Origin of the sequence: Aeromonas sp. FDAARGOS 1407, from assembly GCF_019048725.1 — a bacterium.
In the GTDB taxonomy this organism is placed as follows: Bacteria; Pseudomonadota; Gammaproteobacteria; order Enterobacterales; family Aeromonadaceae; genus Aeromonas; species Aeromonas enteropelogenes.
Window position 1 is genome coordinate 1651449 of sequence record NZ_CP077399.1, and the last position, 17835, is coordinate 1669283.

General features: G+C 56.5%; 16 protein-coding genes. 6 read left to right on the forward strand and 10 right to left on the reverse strand.

Features of this window, described 5'->3' with window-relative positions; genetic code table 11:
• Positions 1–38: 38 nt before the first annotated feature.
• The 6 genes from cysG to I6L37_RS08055 all read left to right on the forward strand — a co-directional run bounded on the left by cysG (position 39) and on the right by I6L37_RS08055 (position 7737).
• The gene (gene cysG, locus I6L37_RS08030) at positions 39–1463 is read left to right on the forward strand and encodes a siroheme synthase CysG (RefSeq protein ID WP_216993716.1); all 1425 of its coding nucleotides are present in this window, start codon (positions 39–41) and stop codon (positions 1461–1463) included.
• A 104-nt stretch (positions 1464–1567) separates the two neighbouring features.
• Complete coding sequence (gene cysD, locus I6L37_RS08035; protein WP_005304721.1) at positions 1568–2476, forward strand: sulfate adenylyltransferase subunit CysD; 909 nt, start codon at positions 1568–1570, stop codon at positions 2474–2476.
• Between the two features lie 24 nt (positions 2477–2500).
• A complete protein-coding gene (cysN, locus tag I6L37_RS08040) occupies positions 2501–3928 on the forward strand; it encodes a sulfate adenylyltransferase subunit CysN (RefSeq protein ID WP_216993717.1) in 1428 nt (475 codons plus the stop codon).
• A 4-nt stretch (positions 3929–3932) separates the two neighbouring features.
• Positions 3933–5657, forward strand: coding sequence for an SLC13 family permease (locus I6L37_RS08045; RefSeq protein ID WP_216993718.1), 1725 nt, complete (start codon positions 3933–3935; stop codon positions 5655–5657).
• A gap of 148 nt (positions 5658–5805) precedes the next feature.
• The gene (gene cysC, locus I6L37_RS08050; RefSeq protein WP_216993719.1) at positions 5806–6399 is read left to right on the forward strand and encodes an adenylyl-sulfate kinase; all 594 of its coding nucleotides are present in this window, start codon (positions 5806–5808) and stop codon (positions 6397–6399) included.
• Positions 6400–6696: 297 nt separating this feature from the next.
• Positions 6697–7737 (forward strand): IS481-like element ISAs19 family transposase, encoded by a 1041-nt coding sequence (locus I6L37_RS08055; RefSeq protein ID WP_216993165.1) that lies wholly within the window; start codon positions 6697–6699, stop codon positions 7735–7737.
• Between the two features lie 104 nt (positions 7738–7841).
• On the opposite strand, the gene I6L37_RS08060 is transcribed toward I6L37_RS08055, so the two are convergent.
• The 10 genes from I6L37_RS08060 to I6L37_RS08105 form a co-directional block, all read right to left on the reverse strand.
• A complete protein-coding gene (locus tag I6L37_RS08060) occupies positions 7842–8213 on the reverse strand; it encodes a hypothetical protein (RefSeq protein ID WP_216993720.1) in 372 nt (123 codons plus the stop codon).
• 34 nt (positions 8214–8247) lie between these two features.
• Positions 8248–9669 carry an IS66-like element ISKpn15 family transposase gene (locus I6L37_RS08065; protein WP_032495448.1) on the reverse strand — a complete coding sequence of 474 codons (1422 nt, stop codon included), beginning with the start codon at positions 9667–9669 and terminating at the stop codon, positions 8248–8250.
• Between the two features lie 100 nt (positions 9670–9769).
• Positions 9770–11128, reverse strand: coding sequence for an IS66-like element ISKpn15 family transposase (locus tag I6L37_RS08070; protein ID WP_216993721.1), 1359 nt, complete (start codon positions 11126–11128; stop codon positions 9770–9772).
• 236 nt (positions 11129–11364) lie between these two features.
• Positions 11365–11568: a hypothetical protein gene (locus I6L37_RS08075; RefSeq protein ID WP_216993722.1), complete on the reverse strand. Its 204-nt coding sequence runs from the start codon at positions 11566–11568 to the stop codon at positions 11365–11367.
• Positions 11569–11578: 10 nt separating this feature from the next.
• Positions 11579–11968, reverse strand: a complete 390-nt coding sequence (locus tag I6L37_RS08080) for a hypothetical protein (RefSeq protein WP_216993723.1) — start codon at positions 11966–11968, stop codon at positions 11579–11581.
• A gap of 83 nt (positions 11969–12051) precedes the next feature.
• Positions 12052–12708 carry an ATP-binding protein gene (locus tag I6L37_RS08085; protein WP_216993724.1) on the reverse strand — a complete coding sequence of 219 codons (657 nt, stop codon included), beginning with the start codon at positions 12706–12708 and terminating at the stop codon, positions 12052–12054.
• Between the two features lie 145 nt (positions 12709–12853).
• Entirely contained in the window at positions 12854–13420 is a 567-nt protein-coding gene (locus I6L37_RS08090; RefSeq protein ID WP_216993725.1) for a hypothetical protein, read from the reverse strand.
• Between the two features lie 127 nt (positions 13421–13547).
• Complete coding sequence (locus I6L37_RS08095) at positions 13548–13943, reverse strand: hypothetical protein (protein WP_216993726.1); 396 nt, start codon at positions 13941–13943, stop codon at positions 13548–13550.
• Between the two features lie 1141 nt (positions 13944–15084).
• On the reverse strand, positions 15085–16722 hold the full coding sequence (locus I6L37_RS08100; protein WP_216993727.1) for a PAS domain-containing methyl-accepting chemotaxis protein: 1638 nt from the start codon (positions 16720–16722) through the stop codon (positions 15085–15087).
• Between the two features lie 242 nt (positions 16723–16964).
• On the reverse strand, positions 16965–17825 hold the full coding sequence (locus I6L37_RS08105) for a TIGR03899 family protein (RefSeq protein WP_216993728.1): 861 nt from the start codon (positions 17823–17825) through the stop codon (positions 16965–16967).
• Positions 17826–17835: the final 10 nt, after the last annotated feature.

Consider the following 17835-nt stretch of genomic DNA (forward strand, 5'->3'; position numbering starts at 1 on the left):
CCGATAGAGTGCGCTCATCAGGTATGGAGAGATGCAAAATGGATTATTTGCCGATGTTTGCCAAATTGGACGGTCGCCCGGTATTGCTGGTGGGCGGGGGCGAGGTTGCCCTGCGCAAGGCGCGCCTGCTGCTGGCGGCCGGTGCCAGGCTGACCCTGGTCTCTCCCAAGCTTGAACCTGCATTCGACGAATTTGCCGGTCGCTTCACCCATCTGGCCGAGCGTTTCCGCCCGGCCCACCTGGCCGGCCAACTGCTGGCCGTGGCCGCTACCGACGACCTCGAAGTGAACGCCCTGGTCTATCAGAGCGCCAACCAGCTCGGTCTGTTCGTCAATGTGGTGGATGATCCCAAGCGCTCCAGCTTTATCTTCCCCTCCATCATCGATCGCAGCCCCATCATGGTGGCGGTCTCCAGCGGCGGCAAGGCGCCTGTGCTGGTGCGCCTGCTGCGCGAGCGGCTGGAGAGCCTGCTGCCGCGCCATCTCGGCGGTCTGGCCGGGCTCTCAGGCCGGGTGCGCGACAAGGCCAAGCGGGTGCTTTCATCGATTTCCGATCGTCGCCGCTTCTGGGAGCGCGCCTTTGCCTCCAACACCTTGGCCGGTCTGATTGAGAAAGAAGATTGGCAAGGGGCCGAGCAGTGGCTGAACCAGGGGCTCGACCATGCGAAAAGCGAAGTGGGCGAGGTGGTGCTGGTGGGGGCGGGCCCCGGCGATCCGGGCCTCCTGACCCTCAAGGCGCTGCAACAGATTCAGCAGGCCGAAGTGGTGCTCTATGACCAGCTGGTTTCCGCCGAGATCCTGGACCTGGTGCGCCGCGACGCCACCCTGGTATCGGTCGGCAAGAAGGCCGGCGCTCACAGCGTGCCGCAGGAGGAGACCAATCGCCTGCTGGTGGAATACGCCAGGGCGGGTAACCGAGTGGTGCGGCTCAAGGGGGGGGATCCCTTCATGTTCGGCCGTGGCGGCGAAGAGCTGGAAGTGCTGGCAGACGAAGGCATCCCCTTCTCCGTGGTGCCCGGCATCACGGCCGCCGCCGGTGCCACCGCCTATGCCGGCATTCCGCTCACCCACCGTGACCATGCCCAGAGCGCCGTTTTCATCACGGGCCACTGCCAGAAGGAGGGCAAGGAGCCCGACTGGCAGCAGCTCGCCGCCACCAGCCAGACCCTGGTGATCTACATGGGGCTGATGCGCTCCGAGCACATCCAGCAGCAGCTGGTGAGCCATGGCCGAAGCGCCGCCACCCCCATCGCCATCATAGAGCGCGGCACCACGGCGCGTCAGCGGGTGCTGACCGGTACGCTCGACGAGCTGGCTGAGCTGGCCCAACAGGCGGTGAGCCCCTCCCTTATCGTCATCGGCGAGGTGGTCGCCCTGCGCAAACAGCTGGCCTGGTTTGGCGAGACGGCGCAGGGGCAGGGGGCCGACAGCGGCCACGAGCTCAAGCTGGTGAGCCTGGCCTGAAGGACGAGAACCGAATCGATTTGACGGTGTTGCCATGGTGGCACCGACCTGAACCAAGACCGCGCACCGACCAGGCGCGTCAGCAATGAACCGAGGACCCAGACATGGACCGTGAAAGATTGACCCATTTGCAGCAGCTGGAAGCCGAGAGCATCCACATCATCCGCGAGGTGGCTGCCGAATTTGAAAACCCGGTGATGATGTACTCCATCGGCAAGGACTCCTCCGTCATGCTGCACCTGGCCCGCAAGGCCTTCTATCCGGGCAAGATCCCCTTCCCCCTGCTGCACGTCGACACCGACTGGAAGTTCAAGGAGATGATCAAGTTCCGCGACGAGACCGCCAAAAAGTACGGGCTGGATCTTATCGTCCACAAGAACCCGGACGGGCTCGCCATGGGCATCAACCCCTTCGTGCACGGCAGCGGCAAGCACACCGACATCATGAAGACCGAGGGGCTCAAGCAGGCGCTCAACAAATACGGCTTCGATGCCGCCTTCGGCGGTGCCCGCCGCGACGAGGAGAAATCCCGTGCCAAGGAGCGGGTCTACTCCTTCCGCGACAAGTCTCACCGCTGGGATCCGAAGAACCAGCGCCCGGAGCTGTGGCGCGTCTACAACAGCCAGGTCAACAAGGGTGAGAGCATCCGGGTCTTCCCGCTCTCCAACTGGACCGAGCTGGATATCTGGCAATACATCTACCTCGAGAACATCGACATAGTCCCGCTCTACTTCGCCGCTCATCGCCCTGTGGTGGAGCGCAATGGCATCAAGATCATGGTGGATGACGAGCGCATGCCCATCGGCCCGGAAGATGAAGTGAAGCAGGAGCTGGTGCGCTTTCGTACCCTCGGCTGCTACCCGCTGACCGGGGCCATCGAATCCAATGCCACCACCTTGCCGGAGATCATCGAAGAGATGTTGATCACCACCTCGAGCGAGCGGCAAGGGCGGCTTATCGACCACGATCAGGCCGGCTCCATGGAGCAGAAGAAGCGTCAGGGCTATTTCTAAAAAAATGTTCTAAGGAATCGCAACATGAACAACCACATTCAGACCGCCATCAGCGAACAGGGCATTGAAGCCTACCTGCACGCCCAGCAACACAAGAGCCTGCTGCGCTTTCTCACCTGCGGCAGCGTGGACGACGGCAAGAGCACCCTCATCGGCCGCCTGCTGCACGACTCCCAGCAGATCTATGAAGATCAGCTCAAAGCGCTGGAGTCCGACAGCCAGAAGCGCGGCACCACCGGCGAGAAGCTGGACCTGGCGCTGCTGGTCGACGGCCTGCAGGCGGAGCGCGAGCAGGGCATCACCATCGACGTAGCCTACCGCTACTTTTCGACGGCGAAACGCAAATTTATCATCTCGGACACTCCGGGCCACGAGCAGTACACCCGCAACATGGCCACCGGCGCCTCCACCTGCGATCTGGCCATCATCCTGATCGACGCCCGCAAGGGGGTGCTGGATCAGACCCGTCGCCACAGCTTTATTGCGAGCCTGCTCGGCATCAAGCAGTTCGTTGTGGCAGTGAACAAGATGGATCTGGTGGAGTTCAGCCAGGAGGTGTTCGAGCGCATCAGTGCCGATTACCGCGAGTTCGCCAAGAAGCTCAGCGTCGACACCATCCACATAGTGCCGGTCTCGGCGCTGGATGGTGACAACGTGGTCAACCCAAGCGACAAGCTGGCCTGGTATCAGGGCGAGACCCTGCTCTCCTTGCTGGAGTCTGCCGAGGTGGAGCGCGAGCTGGAGCGTCACCCGGTGCGCCTGCCGGTGCAGTACGTGAACCGCCCCAACCTCGATTTTCGCGGCTTCGCGGGGACCCTGGCCTCCGGCATCCTGCGGGTGGGCGACAAGCTGGCGGTGCTGCCCTCCGGCAAAGAGAGCACTGTGACCCGCATCGTCACCTTCGACGGGGATCTGGAGTACGCCCTGCCGGGTCAGGCCATCACGGTCACCTTCGCGGACGAAATTGACATCAGCCGGGGCGACCTGCTGGTGGATGCGGCGAAAAAGCCCCAGGTGACCCAGAACGTACTGGCTCACATCGTCTGGATGGGGGAAGAGTCCCTGCAACCTGGCCGGGTCTATGACGTCAAGCTGGCCACCAAGAAGAGCCGCGGCCAGGTGGAGGCCATCCGCCACCGCATCGAGATCAACAAGCTGGACCAGCTGGATGCGAGCGAACTCAAGCTCAACGAGATCGGCCTGTGCGAATTCAGCCTGACCGACCCGGTGGCGTTCGACCCGTACCAGGAGATCCGCGATACCGGCAGCTTTATCCTGATCGACCGGCTGACCAACGTCACCGTCGGCGCCGGCATGATAGTGGAAGGGCTGGCGGCCAAAGTTGTGGCAGGGCACTACAGCGAGTTCGAAGTGGAGCTCAACGCCCTGGTGCGCAAGCACTTCCCCCACTGGCAGGCGCTGACCATCAGCAACGATTCCGGCAAGGAGTAAGCCCATGACCTGGCAACAATCCCTGGTGCTGGGTCTGCTGGCTGCCCTCGTCGCCCTGCTGATCCAGGGCAAACTCCGGCCGGCGCTGCTCTTCTCGGCCGCCGTGCTCATCACCTACCTGAGCGGCCTGGCGGACATCAACGCCGTGGTGGCGGGCTACACCAACAGCGCCCTGCTGACCCTGGTGCTGTTGCTGCTGGTGTCGCTCGCGGTGGAGAAGACCCGGGTCATGAGCTGGTTCGCCAACCTGGTGGGCACAGGCTCCTTCAACAAGGTGCTGGTGAAGGTGTGGTTCTCCACCGCCTTCCTGTCGGCGTTCGTCAACAACACCGCCGTGGTGGCCTCCATGCTGGGGGCGGTCAAACGCAACCCCAACCATGCACCCTCCCGGCTGCTGCTGCCCATGTGCTTCGCGGCGACCTTTGGCGGCGTGCTGACCCTGATCGGCACCTCCACCAACCTCATCGTCAACAGCTTCCTCATCAAGATGGGGGCCAAGCCGCTCGGCATGTTCGACTTCTTCATGGTGGGGGCGGGCACCCTGCTGACCGGCCTTATCGCCGTGCTGCTGTTTGCCCGCCACCTGCCGGAGCAGGACACCGAGATGAGCCGGGAATCCGGCTATTTTCTCGAAGCCAAGGTGGGGGCCGGCTCGCCCATGGCCGGGCGCAGCGTCAAGGAGAACGGCCTGCGCAGCCTGAAAAGCCTCTATCTTGCCGAGATCATTCGCGGCAATCAGGTGATCTGCCCGGTGCAGCCGGAACACGAGCTGCACGAGGGGGACATGCTGCTGTTTTGCGGTGACGTGGAGAGCGTCGGCGTGCTGCAGGAGCTCAAGGGGCTGGATCTCTACGGCCAGCACCGGCTCAACGGCCAGCACCTGGTGGAGGTGATCGTCAGCCACAGCTCGCGCCTGGTGGGTCAGACCATCAAGGACGCCGAGTTTCGCACCCACTTCGATGCGGTGGTGCTGGCGGTGCGCCGGGGCGAGACCCAGCTCACCGGCGGCCTCGGCCAGATTGAACTGCACGCGGGGGATACCCTGCTGCTGGCCCCCGGCCCCAAGTTTGCCGGCAACAAGTCCCTCTCCCGGGAGTTCGTGGTGGTGAGCGGGCTGGAGGCCTCCACCCGGCTCGATGGCAAGCGCAGCGCCGCCGTGGTGCTGGGCTTCCTCGGGGTGCTGACCCTGTCGGTGCTCGATCTGGTGCCGCTGTTCAAGGGCTTGCTGGTGATGCTGGTGGTGCTGCTCTTCTCCCGCATCCTGACCCTGGACGAGATCCGCCGCCGCTTTCCGCTGGATATCTGGCTGGTGGTGGGCGGGGCGCTTGCCATCGCCGATCAGCTGGAAAAGAGCGGTCTGGCCAAGCTCATCGCCGACTGGCTGATGGGGGAGTTCAACGGTGCCAGCCCCTTCGTCGCCTTCGTGGGCATCTATGTGTTTACCCTGGTGCTGACGGAGCTGATGAGCAACAACGCGGCGGCGGCCCTGGCCTTCCCCATGGGATTCCAGCTGGCGCTCAGCATGGATGTCTCCACCATGCCGTTCATTCTGGCGGTACTGTTCGGGGCGAGCTCCAGCTTTATCCTGCCCTACGGCTACCAGACCAACTTGATGGTCTATGCGGCGGGCAACTACAAGATGCCGGACTACCTCAAGCTGGCCCTGCCGGTCTCCCTGGCTTACAGCCTCGGGGTGATCGTCATGGTGCCCCTGCTGTTTCCGTTTTAAGGCGGCGCAATTGGGGGCCTGGTGCCTTGCAGGGAATAGGAATACACGACGACCATGGCCCCCGTCAGTGGCGAGTGGCCAGAGGCTGAGCTCCAGGGAGCCAGACCGTTTCAGCATTGAGGCGCGAGCGCCAAGCAAGGAGTTTTGGATGAGCAATATCGTGTGGCATGCCCATGCCGTCGACAAACAGAGCCGGGCCGAGCAGAAGGGACAGAAGCCGCTGGTGATCTGGTTCACCGGGCTCTCCGGGGCGGGCAAGTCCACCCTGGCGGGAGCCTTGGAGCAGGCGCTGGCTGCGCAAGGCAAGCACACCTATCTGCTGGATGGGGACAATGTGCGCCACGGCCTCTGTGGCGATCTCGGCTTCGATGACGCCGCGCGGCAAGAAAACATCCGCCGGGTCGGCGAGGTGGCGAAACTCATGGTGGATGCGGGACTTATCGTGCTCACCGCCTTTATCTCGCCGTTTCGTGCCGAGCGGGATCTGGTGCGCAATCTCGTGGGGGAAGGGGAGTTTGTCGAGGTGTTTGTGGATGCGCCGCTGGCCGTCTGTGAAGAGCGCGATCCCAAGGGGCTCTATAAAAAGGCGCGAGCGGGGGAGATCACGAATTTCACCGGCATCGACTCCGCCTACGAGGCCCCCGAACAGCCGGAAATCCATCTGCTGAATGCCGGTAAAGCGGTGGAAGTGCTGGTGGAGGAGTTGATTACTGCTCTAAGGCTGCGGAGGCGGCTCGACTAAGGTCGATTTCCCATACCGAGCATGGATATTCGAGGGGGCAAATGCCCCCTGGTTTATTTTCCTCCCAACTATTCCCTTTGTTGCAGTGGCTAACGGCTTAATGGGGCGTGTTATATGATGCTCAAAAGGTAAAATTTCCTCTAACTAACGCAGCCAGATGGGGCGCGAAAAAGCTTGGCTGTAATTAGCTGTATGGAGATGGTATTCACCTGACAGTTGCCCACAAAAGGGAGTGGTCATACGGCTTCAAACCGGATAACAAAACGGTACCCCTACCGTGTTATCCGGAGTCACCGTATGACCACCAACGAGAAAGTAGCACGTCGTAAACTCAGCCTGCTAGAGCTCGCCAAAGAGCTCAATAACGTCAGCAAAGCCTGTAAGCTCATCGGCTACAGCCGCCAGCAGTTCTACGAGATCCGCCGTAACTACCAGACCTATGGCGCCGAGGGCTTGCTCGACAAACTCCCCGGCTGTAAAGGGGGGCATCCCAACCGGGTCGTTCCCGAGATTGAGCAGGCCATCCTCGATTACTCTCTCACCAGACCAACCCATGGCCCGCTGCGGGTCGCGCAAGAACTGGCTCTGCAAGGCATCAACGTCAGTGCGGGCGGTGTGCGTGGCGTGTGGCAACGTCACGATTTGCTCTCTAAGCATGACCGCTTGTTGCGCCTCGAGAAAACCCATAGGGAGCAGGCCATTGAGCTCAATGACGAGCAAATTCGCCTGCTCGAGCGCTTCAGTCCCGAGTTCCGCGAACGCCAGATAGAGGTCCACTACACCGGGGAACTGGTGGCAGTCGACACCTTCTTCGTCGGTGCACTCAAGGGGGTGGGCAAGGTGTATCTGCAAACCGTGCTCGATTGCTACAGCCGCCACGCCTGGGGACGGCTCTACACCAGCAAGCTGCCGGTGACGTCGGTCCATGTACTCAACGAAACGGTGCTGCCGTTCTTCGAGGCTCACGAGGCACGGGTCTATACCATCTTGTCGGACAATGGGCGCGAGTTCTGCGGGCGCCCTGACCATCATCCCTACGAGCTGTTCCTGCAACTGGAGGGGATTGAGCACCGGACCACCAAGGTACGCAGGCCACAGAGCAACGGCTTTATCGAACGGTTGCATCGAACCTTGTTGGATGAACACTTCCGTATCAAAGGGAGGACAACCTGGTATGAGTCGGTGGAGCAGATGCAGACAGACCTGGACAGTTACCTGGAGCACTACAACAACCAGCGACCACATCAGGGCAGGATGATGGAAGGACAAACGCCCTACAGCATGTTCAAGAAGGGTCTGAAATTGATACCGAAGGAAGTGCGCACTAAAGTAGCGTAAACAAGACACCGGTTTGAGGCCGGTGTCAGGTGATAACTAGATCTGTACAAATTAGCGACGAAGGAGCGCAGCCAAGATTTTTACGTCCCTTCATGATGGCTTTGTTATGAGTTCTTATCACCTTTAGTGAAATAAAAAGCAATGATCGTACTCACAAGACCTGAAACAAATGGTAAAACTTCATTGAAATGCCCGTTGTTTTTTAGCGCTAAATCAAGAACAATATACAAGGCATAAATTACAACAAATAAAGCTATAAATGGCTTGACGTTGCTATGAAGCCTTCGCGATTTAGGATCAAATAAGCCACTGCCTTCACATTGTTTACATACTAGACCTTTATTAGATTCTAAGGTTTCTTTTTTGCGAAAAACTGCGAAATTTAAACTCTTTTTAGAGCAATCAAGACAACTGTTATTTTCAACACCACTTGTGCAAGTTCCTGCTCCCTTGCAATGTTTGCACTCATTATCCATGTTAAAAAATACTCCCAAGAACTCATGTATCTATTCACCAGGACGGGGTTGACGGCATCAGTTCTGCCGGGATGGGATAATCTGTCTTCTCGATGCACGCCCTGACCACGGCCCTCAACCACTCCTGTGGGCAGCGGCCCAATCGCTTGCCGGTCTCCACCAACGACAGGATGCGCTGGCGAAACAGCTCGCCCCGGTGAGACCACACGCCGTAGCTACCCTTGCGCCAGAGCACATAGCCACGCAGCGCCCGCTCCGCCTCGTTGTTGGTCAGCGCTATTTCGTCGTCAGTCATAAACCGCCACAGCATCTCGTCATCCCGCAGCAGCAACTGGCATCGTCCACGGTAGCGTTTGCTGCACAACAGGGCGCCGCGCTCCAACTGGCTTCGCCAGCTTTGCCGGTAACGCGCGAGCCTGCGCAGGTATTTCTGCTTGCTCAACGCACCGCTTTCCCAACGGTGCCGGGTACGAAACACCGCATCCGCCAGCAAGACCAACCGGGCACCGATGGGCTGGTTGCACTGCTCGCTACTCTCGGCGATGGCCACGAGATTGCGGGCCACGTGGGCCCAGCACAGTTGCCGCTGGTCGGCGTCGATAAACCGGTAGCCGGCGTACTGGTCGGTCACCAGCACCCCGTCAAACTCGGCGCCCAGCAGCCGCTTGGCCGCCTCCTGACCACGGCCATAGGCCGTCATGAAGCAGACGGCTATCTTGCTCAGCGCCAGCCACATCCAGCGGCGCTCTCCACCCCGCTGATGCCGGGTCTCATCGGCATGAACGTGGGTGGCCGTCTGCACCTGCTGCTTGATGGCCTGGTAGGTCGGGGTGAGCATGGCACTCACCCGCCCCTGCGCCTCACTGATGGCGCCCCGGCTAAAACTCAGGCCGAAATGCTGTTTGAGCTGCTGCTGTATCTGGCTGACGCTCTGGTGAAACTGGCCGCTTTGCAGCGCGATGTAGCTGAGCAGATTGGCCCCCATCTGGCTGCTGCTGACGTTGTCTGGCAGTGCGGCCTGGGTCGTGCCGATACACCGTGAGCAGGTCGCACGATACAGTTGGTGTTCGGTGACGAGATAGCTCACCTCGGGCAGCTCGAACACCTGATGAACCTGATAGGGTTTGGCATGGGCCACCATGTCCCCGCCACAGCAAGCGCAATCGGCGGCAGGGTAATGCGGGACCAGGGTCAGGCGGGCATCAAGCGGATGCCGCTCGCGGCGATGTCCCTTGTGACCGGGCTGCGCCCCCCGTTGCTTGCCGGACGCCGGACGCTTGCGGGCCGGCGGCGGTGCACCGGGGCCGTCGCTGGAAGGCGGCTTGGAGGAGTTGCCGCTGTGCTGATTGAGGCGGTCCTCCAGCTCGGCGATGCGGTCGAGGAGCTTATAAATCAGCTCGTTGGCCTGCTCCAGAGTGGTGGGCATTCCCGCGGAATGCATGGTGTTTTTGCTCATGGGGGGAGCGTATCTAAGGAGCAGGATCAAGCAAGCAGGAAAGTGGGATCAAGAGACGATCGTCTCATTTTTCCTGTGTCAATACTGTTCCGGTGAATACTTACCTGACCACGGCCCTCAACCACTCCTGTGGGCAGCGGCCCAATCGCTTGCCGGTCTCCACCAACGACAGGATGCGCTGGCGAAACAGCTCGCCCCGGTGAGACCACACGCCGTAGCTACCCTTGCGCCAGAGCACATAGCCACGCAGCGCCCGCTCCGCCTCGTTGTTGGTCAGCGCTATTTCGTCGTCAGTCATAAACCGCCACAGCATCTCGTCATCCCGCAGCAGCAACTGGCATCGTCCACGGTAGCGTTTGCTGCACAACAGGGCGCCGCGCTCCAACTGGCTTCGCCAGCTTTGCCGGTAACGCGCGAGCCTGCGCAGGTATTTCTGCTTGCTCAACGCACCGCTTTCCCAACGGTGCCGGGTACGAAACACCGCATCCGCCAGCAAGACCAACCGGGCACCGATGGGCTGGTTGCACTGCTCGCTACTCTCGGCGATGGCCACGAGATTGCGGGCCACGTGGGCCCAGCACAGTTGCCGCTGGTCGGCGTCGATAAACCGGTAGCCGGCGTACTGGTCGGTCACCAGCACCCCGTCAAACTCGGCGCCCAGCAGCCGCTTGGCCGCCTCCTGACCACGGCCATAGGCCGTCATGAAGCAGACGGCTATCTTGCTCAGCGCCAGCCACATCCAGCGGCGCTCTCCACCCCGCTGATGCCGGGTCTCATCGGCATGAACGTGGGTGGCCGTCTGCACCTGCTGCTTGATGGCCTGGTAGGTCGGGGTGAGCATGGCACTCACCCGCCCCTGCGCCTCACTGATGGCGCCCCGGCTAAAACTCAGGCCGAAATGCTGTTTGAGCTGCTGCTGTATCTGGCTGACGCTCTGGTGAAACTGGCCGCTTTGCAGCGCGATGTAGCTGAGCAGATTGGCCCCCATCTGGCTGCTGCTGACGTTGTCTGGCAGTGCGGCCTGGGTCGTGCCGATACACCGTGAGCAGGTCGCACGATACAGTTGGTGTTCGGTGACGAGATAGCTCACCTCGGGCAGCTCGAACACCTGATGAACCTGATAGGGTTTGGCATGGGCCACCATGTCCCCGCCACAGCAAGCGCAATCGGCGGCAGGGTAATGCGGGACCAGGGTCAGGCGGGCATCAAGCGGATGCCGCTCGCGGCGATGTCCCTTGTGACCGGGCTGCGCCCCCCGTTGCTTGCCGGACGCCGGACGCTTGCGGGCCGGCGGCGGTGCACCGGGGCCGTCGCTGGAAGGCGGCTTGGAGGAGTTGCCGCTGTGCTGATTGAGGCGGTCCTCCAGCTCGGCGATGCGGTCGAGGAGCTTATAAATCAGCTCGTTGGCCTGCTCCAGAGTGGTGGGCATTCCCGCGGAATGCATGGTGTTTTTGCTCATGGGGGGAGCGTATCTAAGGAGCAGGATCAAGCAAGCAGGAAAGTGGGATCAAGAGACGATCGTCTCATTTTTCCTGTGTCAATACTGTTCCGGTGAATACTTACGTGGTCAGGGCGTGCATCGAGAAGACAGATTATCCCATCCCGGCAGAACTGATGCCGTCAACCCCGTCCTGGTGAATAGATACTGGCAACTTACCTGTATAGTTTTTATCCTGGCCGTAGACAACACCTTTCTTAGTCATTTCGTTTTCCTTTTTTTAATTCCCGCATGTATTTAAAATAATCATGGTTTGGTTTAACAATGCGCTCATAATCAATGCCGTCATCCTGTTGGTTAGTTGTTTTTTTTCGCAAGTGTTCAATATCGCCACCTGTATCTTGTTGCATTAGACCACCAATCTCTAGGGACTGGCCTTCCAATATACTACCGATTCCCATGCCAGTACCCCTACGAGATTATGATTTTGACATGGCTAGAAGCCGCCAAGCCACCATTAAACAGAAAAACTTTAATTAACTGATTAAGTAGAGTGATATCTCTTAACTTTGAAACTATTTCTTCTTTCTTTGATTTTCCCGAGGTGTTATTTAATTTAATAAATAAATCATCTGACAATTTATCTATTTCTTCGGATAAACTGGCGACACATTCCTTTGAAACCTCCTTATATTCCAACACATCATCCTCTTCAAAAGCAGAAAATATTGAAATGTATTTTTCAGTCAACAGGTCATTTAAAAAATCTGTTACTACTATCTCGCGACAAAGTTCGGTGTAGTTTGCATCTAACTTTTTATCTTTCATATTAAAGCCTGAAACACTTATATACATACTCATAGTTATTTCCTCAAAGAAACTTCACTATATCACTTCTGATCTTTTGTTTTAGTTCAGAGATTGTATTTGAATCTTCCAAATAGTCATCTGGTATGATGTAATCTAATGTACGCGGTATTTTTTTTTGATATACGAGCACAGCATTCATTTAATGCTAATTCATTGCACTTAACTTCATAATGAAAAGAAAACCTACGCTTAAGTGCGGGGTCTATCAAGTAAAAACAATTAGTCGTGGCAAGTATTGTTATTTTACGGTCAAGTGATATTGATTGAAAAAAGTCCATTAACGATATAAACGCTCTTTTCATCTCTGAAACTTCATTACTCTGTTTCCTATCAACTAATATTCGGTCAAATTCATCTAGAAAAAGGACAACCCCCTCACCATTTTTGCAAAGTTCGTTTACTTCATCAAATGCCAAATGAAAGTTCTCTAGTGTTTTACCAAGCTCAGCTGTAATAATGTCTTGAAATTTTAACTCATATGTTTCAATTTCAAATTTCTCTAAGGCATATTTAGCTAGAGAATATGACAACGTTGTCTTCCCTGTACCAGTCTCGCCATGAAATATATTTATACTTCTAATATCTAGTTCATCACACAGTTCCACCATACCATTGTCGGGGCCATGAATTATGTCCATTACTCTTTTACAGGAGTTGTATATATCCTCGTGTCCAATTAAGTTTGAATTTTTATTTATCAGGCTTTCATCAACTCTAATCAAAAAACTCATTTTTTGGATAACCTCCGATAAGGCCTAACGCCGTATTAAGGTGTGAGCAACGCTGCCACGAGAGCTCAACCATTGCGCCATAAACACAAAACCCAACGATGGCACCAAAAATGCCAAGCGTTGGGAATCACTCTTAAATGCTTTGTTAGCTTTTTTGTGCTAAAACTTTAGCTACTTCCGATAAAAGTCTACTCTCTAGTTCAGCATTGTTTTTGTAAGTGATAATTCTTTTAGATTTCACATCAGTAGGAAGATCTTCTAACATCTTCGAGACTAGTATTGTGCTCTTGTCTATAGCATGGGATATACCAAGTTCATATAAAACATTTGGGTTTCTACCAGTCAAGTTGGCAACTACTAGCTTAGCTCCAACGATATTTTTAATAACATGCGTAAATATGTCACTCTTGAACTCTTGTTCATCACCTCTGATGCAACGAAGCCCAATATTGTCACAAACATTCTTAATGGAACGATAAACATCATCATACTTTGGATGAAAAGGTGTTAGTACAAAGACATAATCTCCCTCCACCAAATCACTTTGTGTAATCCCTGAGGCTCTTAAAAAATTATTCAGCTTTGCACCACTCTTAGGTGTATCGAGATCAACCTCTGTGTATAGATGGTTTAGTTCTTTCCACTTTTCATATGTAGATGAATTTCTCTCATTTATTGAATAAAGCTGGTTTTCAAAACTCTTACGCATCATGCTTAATTCAACACGGCTTTTTTCGATATTGTATTTAGTCTCTCTATTTTTATTGAAGATGTAAAAAACTACGCCTAACGAGAACACAGAGGTAAGCAGCGTAAGTAAAACTGTATATATCGAATTATTATCCATTAGAGCTTGCCCCCCCAGTGATTACAATAGTGATTAGAGAGTAGTATAAGCCAGACGTGATTAAAGCATTTGGAACACCATAGCCGAGAGACTTTAGGTAGTCCTCATTTTTAAAATGGTTCATAGAAGGCTTGAAGAACAATCCTAATTGAATGATAGAAATAAAAATAATACCAGCGATCGTTACTCCCTGATATTTCGCATACTCTTCTGCAAAGTATGAGCTATCAAAAGCTAATGGGAGGAGAACGAAAGACAAATCAACAGGCATGCCAATTAAAACGCATGCTAGCGCCATCCATGGACCATGCTCGTTGAATATGAAACCTTTCATCGTAACACTTATGAGCATTAGCAATGCAGGAAGTAAGATAACTTCGAGACTCACAAAGAAAACCTCAAATTCAAATAACTTTATGAAAAATATCACATTTGGATTGAAATGTCTCCATTTAGAGACTCAAGAGAGCGACTGAAAGCTAACAATGATTAGATGGAGGGCGCTACTAACACGTTATTACCGCCTTCCATCTAACTCCACTCCAACCTGATAACCGCCATCAAAAGGACAATTTTAAATCAATGCGTTACCAGCCAAGTTCTGCAGTTGAATGTGTTCGCTTGACGTCCTCTTTATAGCGTCACCATAGCAACTGTATAAAAAGTAGTCGTGGAGCCTGTAATGGAAAGCGCCGGCAAGGCTACCGCCCCTGAATTTCAGCCTCCAGTCTGCCGCGCTTTCCCTGCGGTGTTGCTCTGGTCTGATTCATGGCGGACTTCGACAAGAGGCGATCCTGCTGACCATGTTACCGAACGGAGCCTTTTAGGGAAGGGGGCGTGGGTGATTTCTCGGGCAAGATCAATAAATTGAGCTGCAATGGGGTGGTGGTCGGGCGATGTGTGGATCTCAGCGCCCTTGTTTTCTCAACGCTCGCTGCGTATTTGGGCGGGGGAATGAACTGCGGGGCCATCACGCAGTTGAGTGAGGTGTATCTCGTATGTTGGGCTAAAAATCGTAGGTTGGTGCTGAACGCAGTGAAGCCCAACGTTTACCGTGCAACGTATCTACACATTTGTTTTAACCGATCGACCCAACACATGTTTATTCCGCTCTGGTTGAGGTCATCATGCTCACCTGTTGGGCTTGGCTACGCTCTGTGCCCACCTGCAAAAACCACGCTACCGCCCCTGAATTCCAGCCTCCAGTCTGCTACTTGTTACCTGCGTTTTGGCACTGGCCTGGCTCATGGCTAACTCCGACAAGAGGTTGCCAGGCGGCTATGTTACCGAACGGAACTATGGGGGAAAGCGGGAAACTCTCGCTTTCTGAGCAAGATCAATAAATTAATCAATAGCGGGTGGGGCTGGGGCATTTCAACACCGAGCGCGCATCAGAGAGGGGGGGCGAAGTCGGTAGATGAACTCGGGATCGTCGCCAATCAGTTTGCCGATTGCTTGCTGGCATTAAAAAACTATATGGGCCAGCGGGCCCATATGGTTTTTCTGCGCTGATTGCCTGCTGGTGGGGGCTATCTGGCTTGGCGTACCGGCACGGCGTCTGCAAGCGGCATTTCGTGGCGACGCTGGGTGGCCGGAGGGGCTTTCTGGAACTGGCGTACCAGTCGGTCGAGATCGTTTAATTGGCTCACCAGCCGGGTAATGCCATGCACGGCGTGCTGGCTGCCGACGCTGGAGTCATCGGCCAGGGTCTTGATGCTGAGCACATTGCGGTTGATCTCTTCCGTGACGTGAAATTGCTCCTGCACCGCCTGGGCGATCTGGCCGCTGCCGGAGGAGACCTGCTGCAGCATGCTGTTGATCTGCTGCAGTATGGTGCCGGTGGCCGAGGCTTTCTGCTGACAGCTCTCCGACAGTTGGCAACCTTTCTCCATCGCATGCTCGGCATTGGCGGCACTGGTTTGCAGCTCGGTGATCATCTTCTGGATTTCACTGGTGGAGGATTGGGTCTTGATGGCCAGTGCGCGGATCTCGTCTGCGACCACCGAGAACCCCCGGCCTGCCTCGCCGGCCCGGGCCGCCTCGATGGCGGCATTGAGAGCCAGCAGGTTGGTCTGGTTGGCGATGTTGTTGATCACGTCGAGAATGCCGTCGATATCCCGGCAGTGGTCGACCAAGGCATTGATCACGCTTTTGGAGGTCATCAGTTCGCTGTTCATGCCGGCCACGGCAGTCACCGTTTCGGTCACGCTGCGATTGCCGTCCTTGAACAGGTCGGCAGTCTCGTCCAGCAGACTGGAGGATTCGCTGGAGCTGTGAGAGACCTCGCGGATTGACTCCGACATCTCGTTGACGGCGGTGGCCACCAGATTGGTCTCACCTTGCTGTTGCTGCAGGTTGTTGGTGATGGACTCGGCGTTGCGCAGATCGCCCTCGGCAGCCTGCAGAATGATGCTGCAGGTCTGTTCGGTACGCGCCAGTACGGCATTGAACTCGGCCTGATTCATTATCATGGAGAGTTCGATGGCGGCGACGTTGTCCACCTTGTTGGTGTAGAGCAGCTGCATCAGAGGATTGTCGAAGCGGCTGCGGGCCATCTTGTTGAGCTTGCCCAGGCGACGGGAGAGACAATTGATAACGATGGCGGCCAGTGCCAGCGGGAGAGCTGCCAGTGCCAGATGCCAGCTCATCTCGCGGTTGTATTCCAGACTCAGCATGGCAATCAGGCTCACCAGCAGGCAGAGGTTGATGGTCAGAGTGTGGGAGAAGGTCGGCAGCTTGAGGGCCAGCGGCAGCTTGTCATTGCGCAGATCGGCATAGATACGTTCGGCTCGCTGTTTGAGCGCTTCGCTTGGCGCGGTGCGTACCGACTGATATTCGACCACCCGGCCACTGGCATCCTTGATGGGGGTGACGAAGGCGCTGACCCAGTAGTGATCGCCATTCTTGCAGCGGTTTTTTACCGGTCCCATCCAGCATTTACCCTCTTTGATGTGGCGCCAAAGATCGGCGAAGGCCTGTTTGGGCATATCGGGGTGGCGAACCATATTGTGATGTTGCCCAATCAGCTCGTCCGGCGTGAAGCCCGCAATATCGCAGAACTCCTCATTGGCGTAGGTGATGCGGCTTTCCAGATCCGTGGTGGAGATGAGGTTCTGGTGATCTGGGTAGAGGCGTTCGCGTTGGGTAATCGGTTGATTGACTCGCATGGCTTGGCTCCCGAGCAGTAGTGGTTGAATTTTGATCTACATCAAGACTCATTGCCATGCAGGTGCCACCAAAAAATGCAATTGATTTGTATCTTATTAACGGGCTAATTCCATACGAGACTCTCGTATTTATCATCCGCAAGGGGGCCGGAAAATGTAGCCCGGGGTCTATTGCGCTTGCGAGCCATGTCGGCCCGGTCGGGAGCCGCAAGTGGCAGGGCGTTTGCCGCCCCGCCAGAGGATCAGGGGTGGGGATCGGGTTCGGCAGAGGGGGAGTCATTGACGAGTGGCTGAACGTCGATCTGCATCCCCTGCGCCAGCACAGTTTTGAGGTCCTGCAGATACTCTTCCAGCGGCGGCTCTTGCAGCAATTGGGCCAGCTCGTTGCCTACCGGAGTCAGGCGGTAGTAGAGCAGGGTGAGGTTGGCCTGTTTGTGGTGCAGGTGCCAGCGCTGGTTGCCAAACTCCAGCTCCACCCCGTCAGCGGGTAGGGGGCCGGATTCCAGTTCGCCGCGGTGCAGCAGGCCGAGTTCGAACAGCTGCAGCAGGGCGTTGTAGGGTAGCCGGTATTTGCCAAGGCCGAGGCGGGTCACCTTGGCGCGGCTGAGCAGGCTGCCCCCCTTGTGCAGCCCCAGCAGCAGGCGCTGCTCGTCGCTGCCCAGATAGTGGCAGGAGAGGGAGCAGAGTCGCTGGAACAGCTGAGCCTCGCGCTGGGTCATCTCTTTCAGGGTGGTCAGGGCGCGGATGGAGAAGCGGCCCGGCGTGGCGACCTCGATGGCGAAGATGCGTCCCCACAGCTGCTGCATGGGCACCATGCTGATGTCTTCCGCCAGTTGCAGGAAGCGGGTCAGCCAGTCGCTGTCCATCTCGCCGCCGGCGGCGGTTTCTGCGCAGTGGCGGGAGGCCATCACCATGATGGCTTCCAGATTACGCTGGCGGGCGGCCTGATCCGCCAGCTGGCGAAAGGTGGCACGCTGCTCGAAGGTGCTGTCGGTGTTGCGGGTGAGCATACCGTCGATGCCACGGCTGCGGGCCAGGCGCAGGGTCTGCTCCTGGCTGCTCAGGATGGAACTCTCTTTCTTGGGTGGGGGCAGATCGGCCATGCTGACTCCA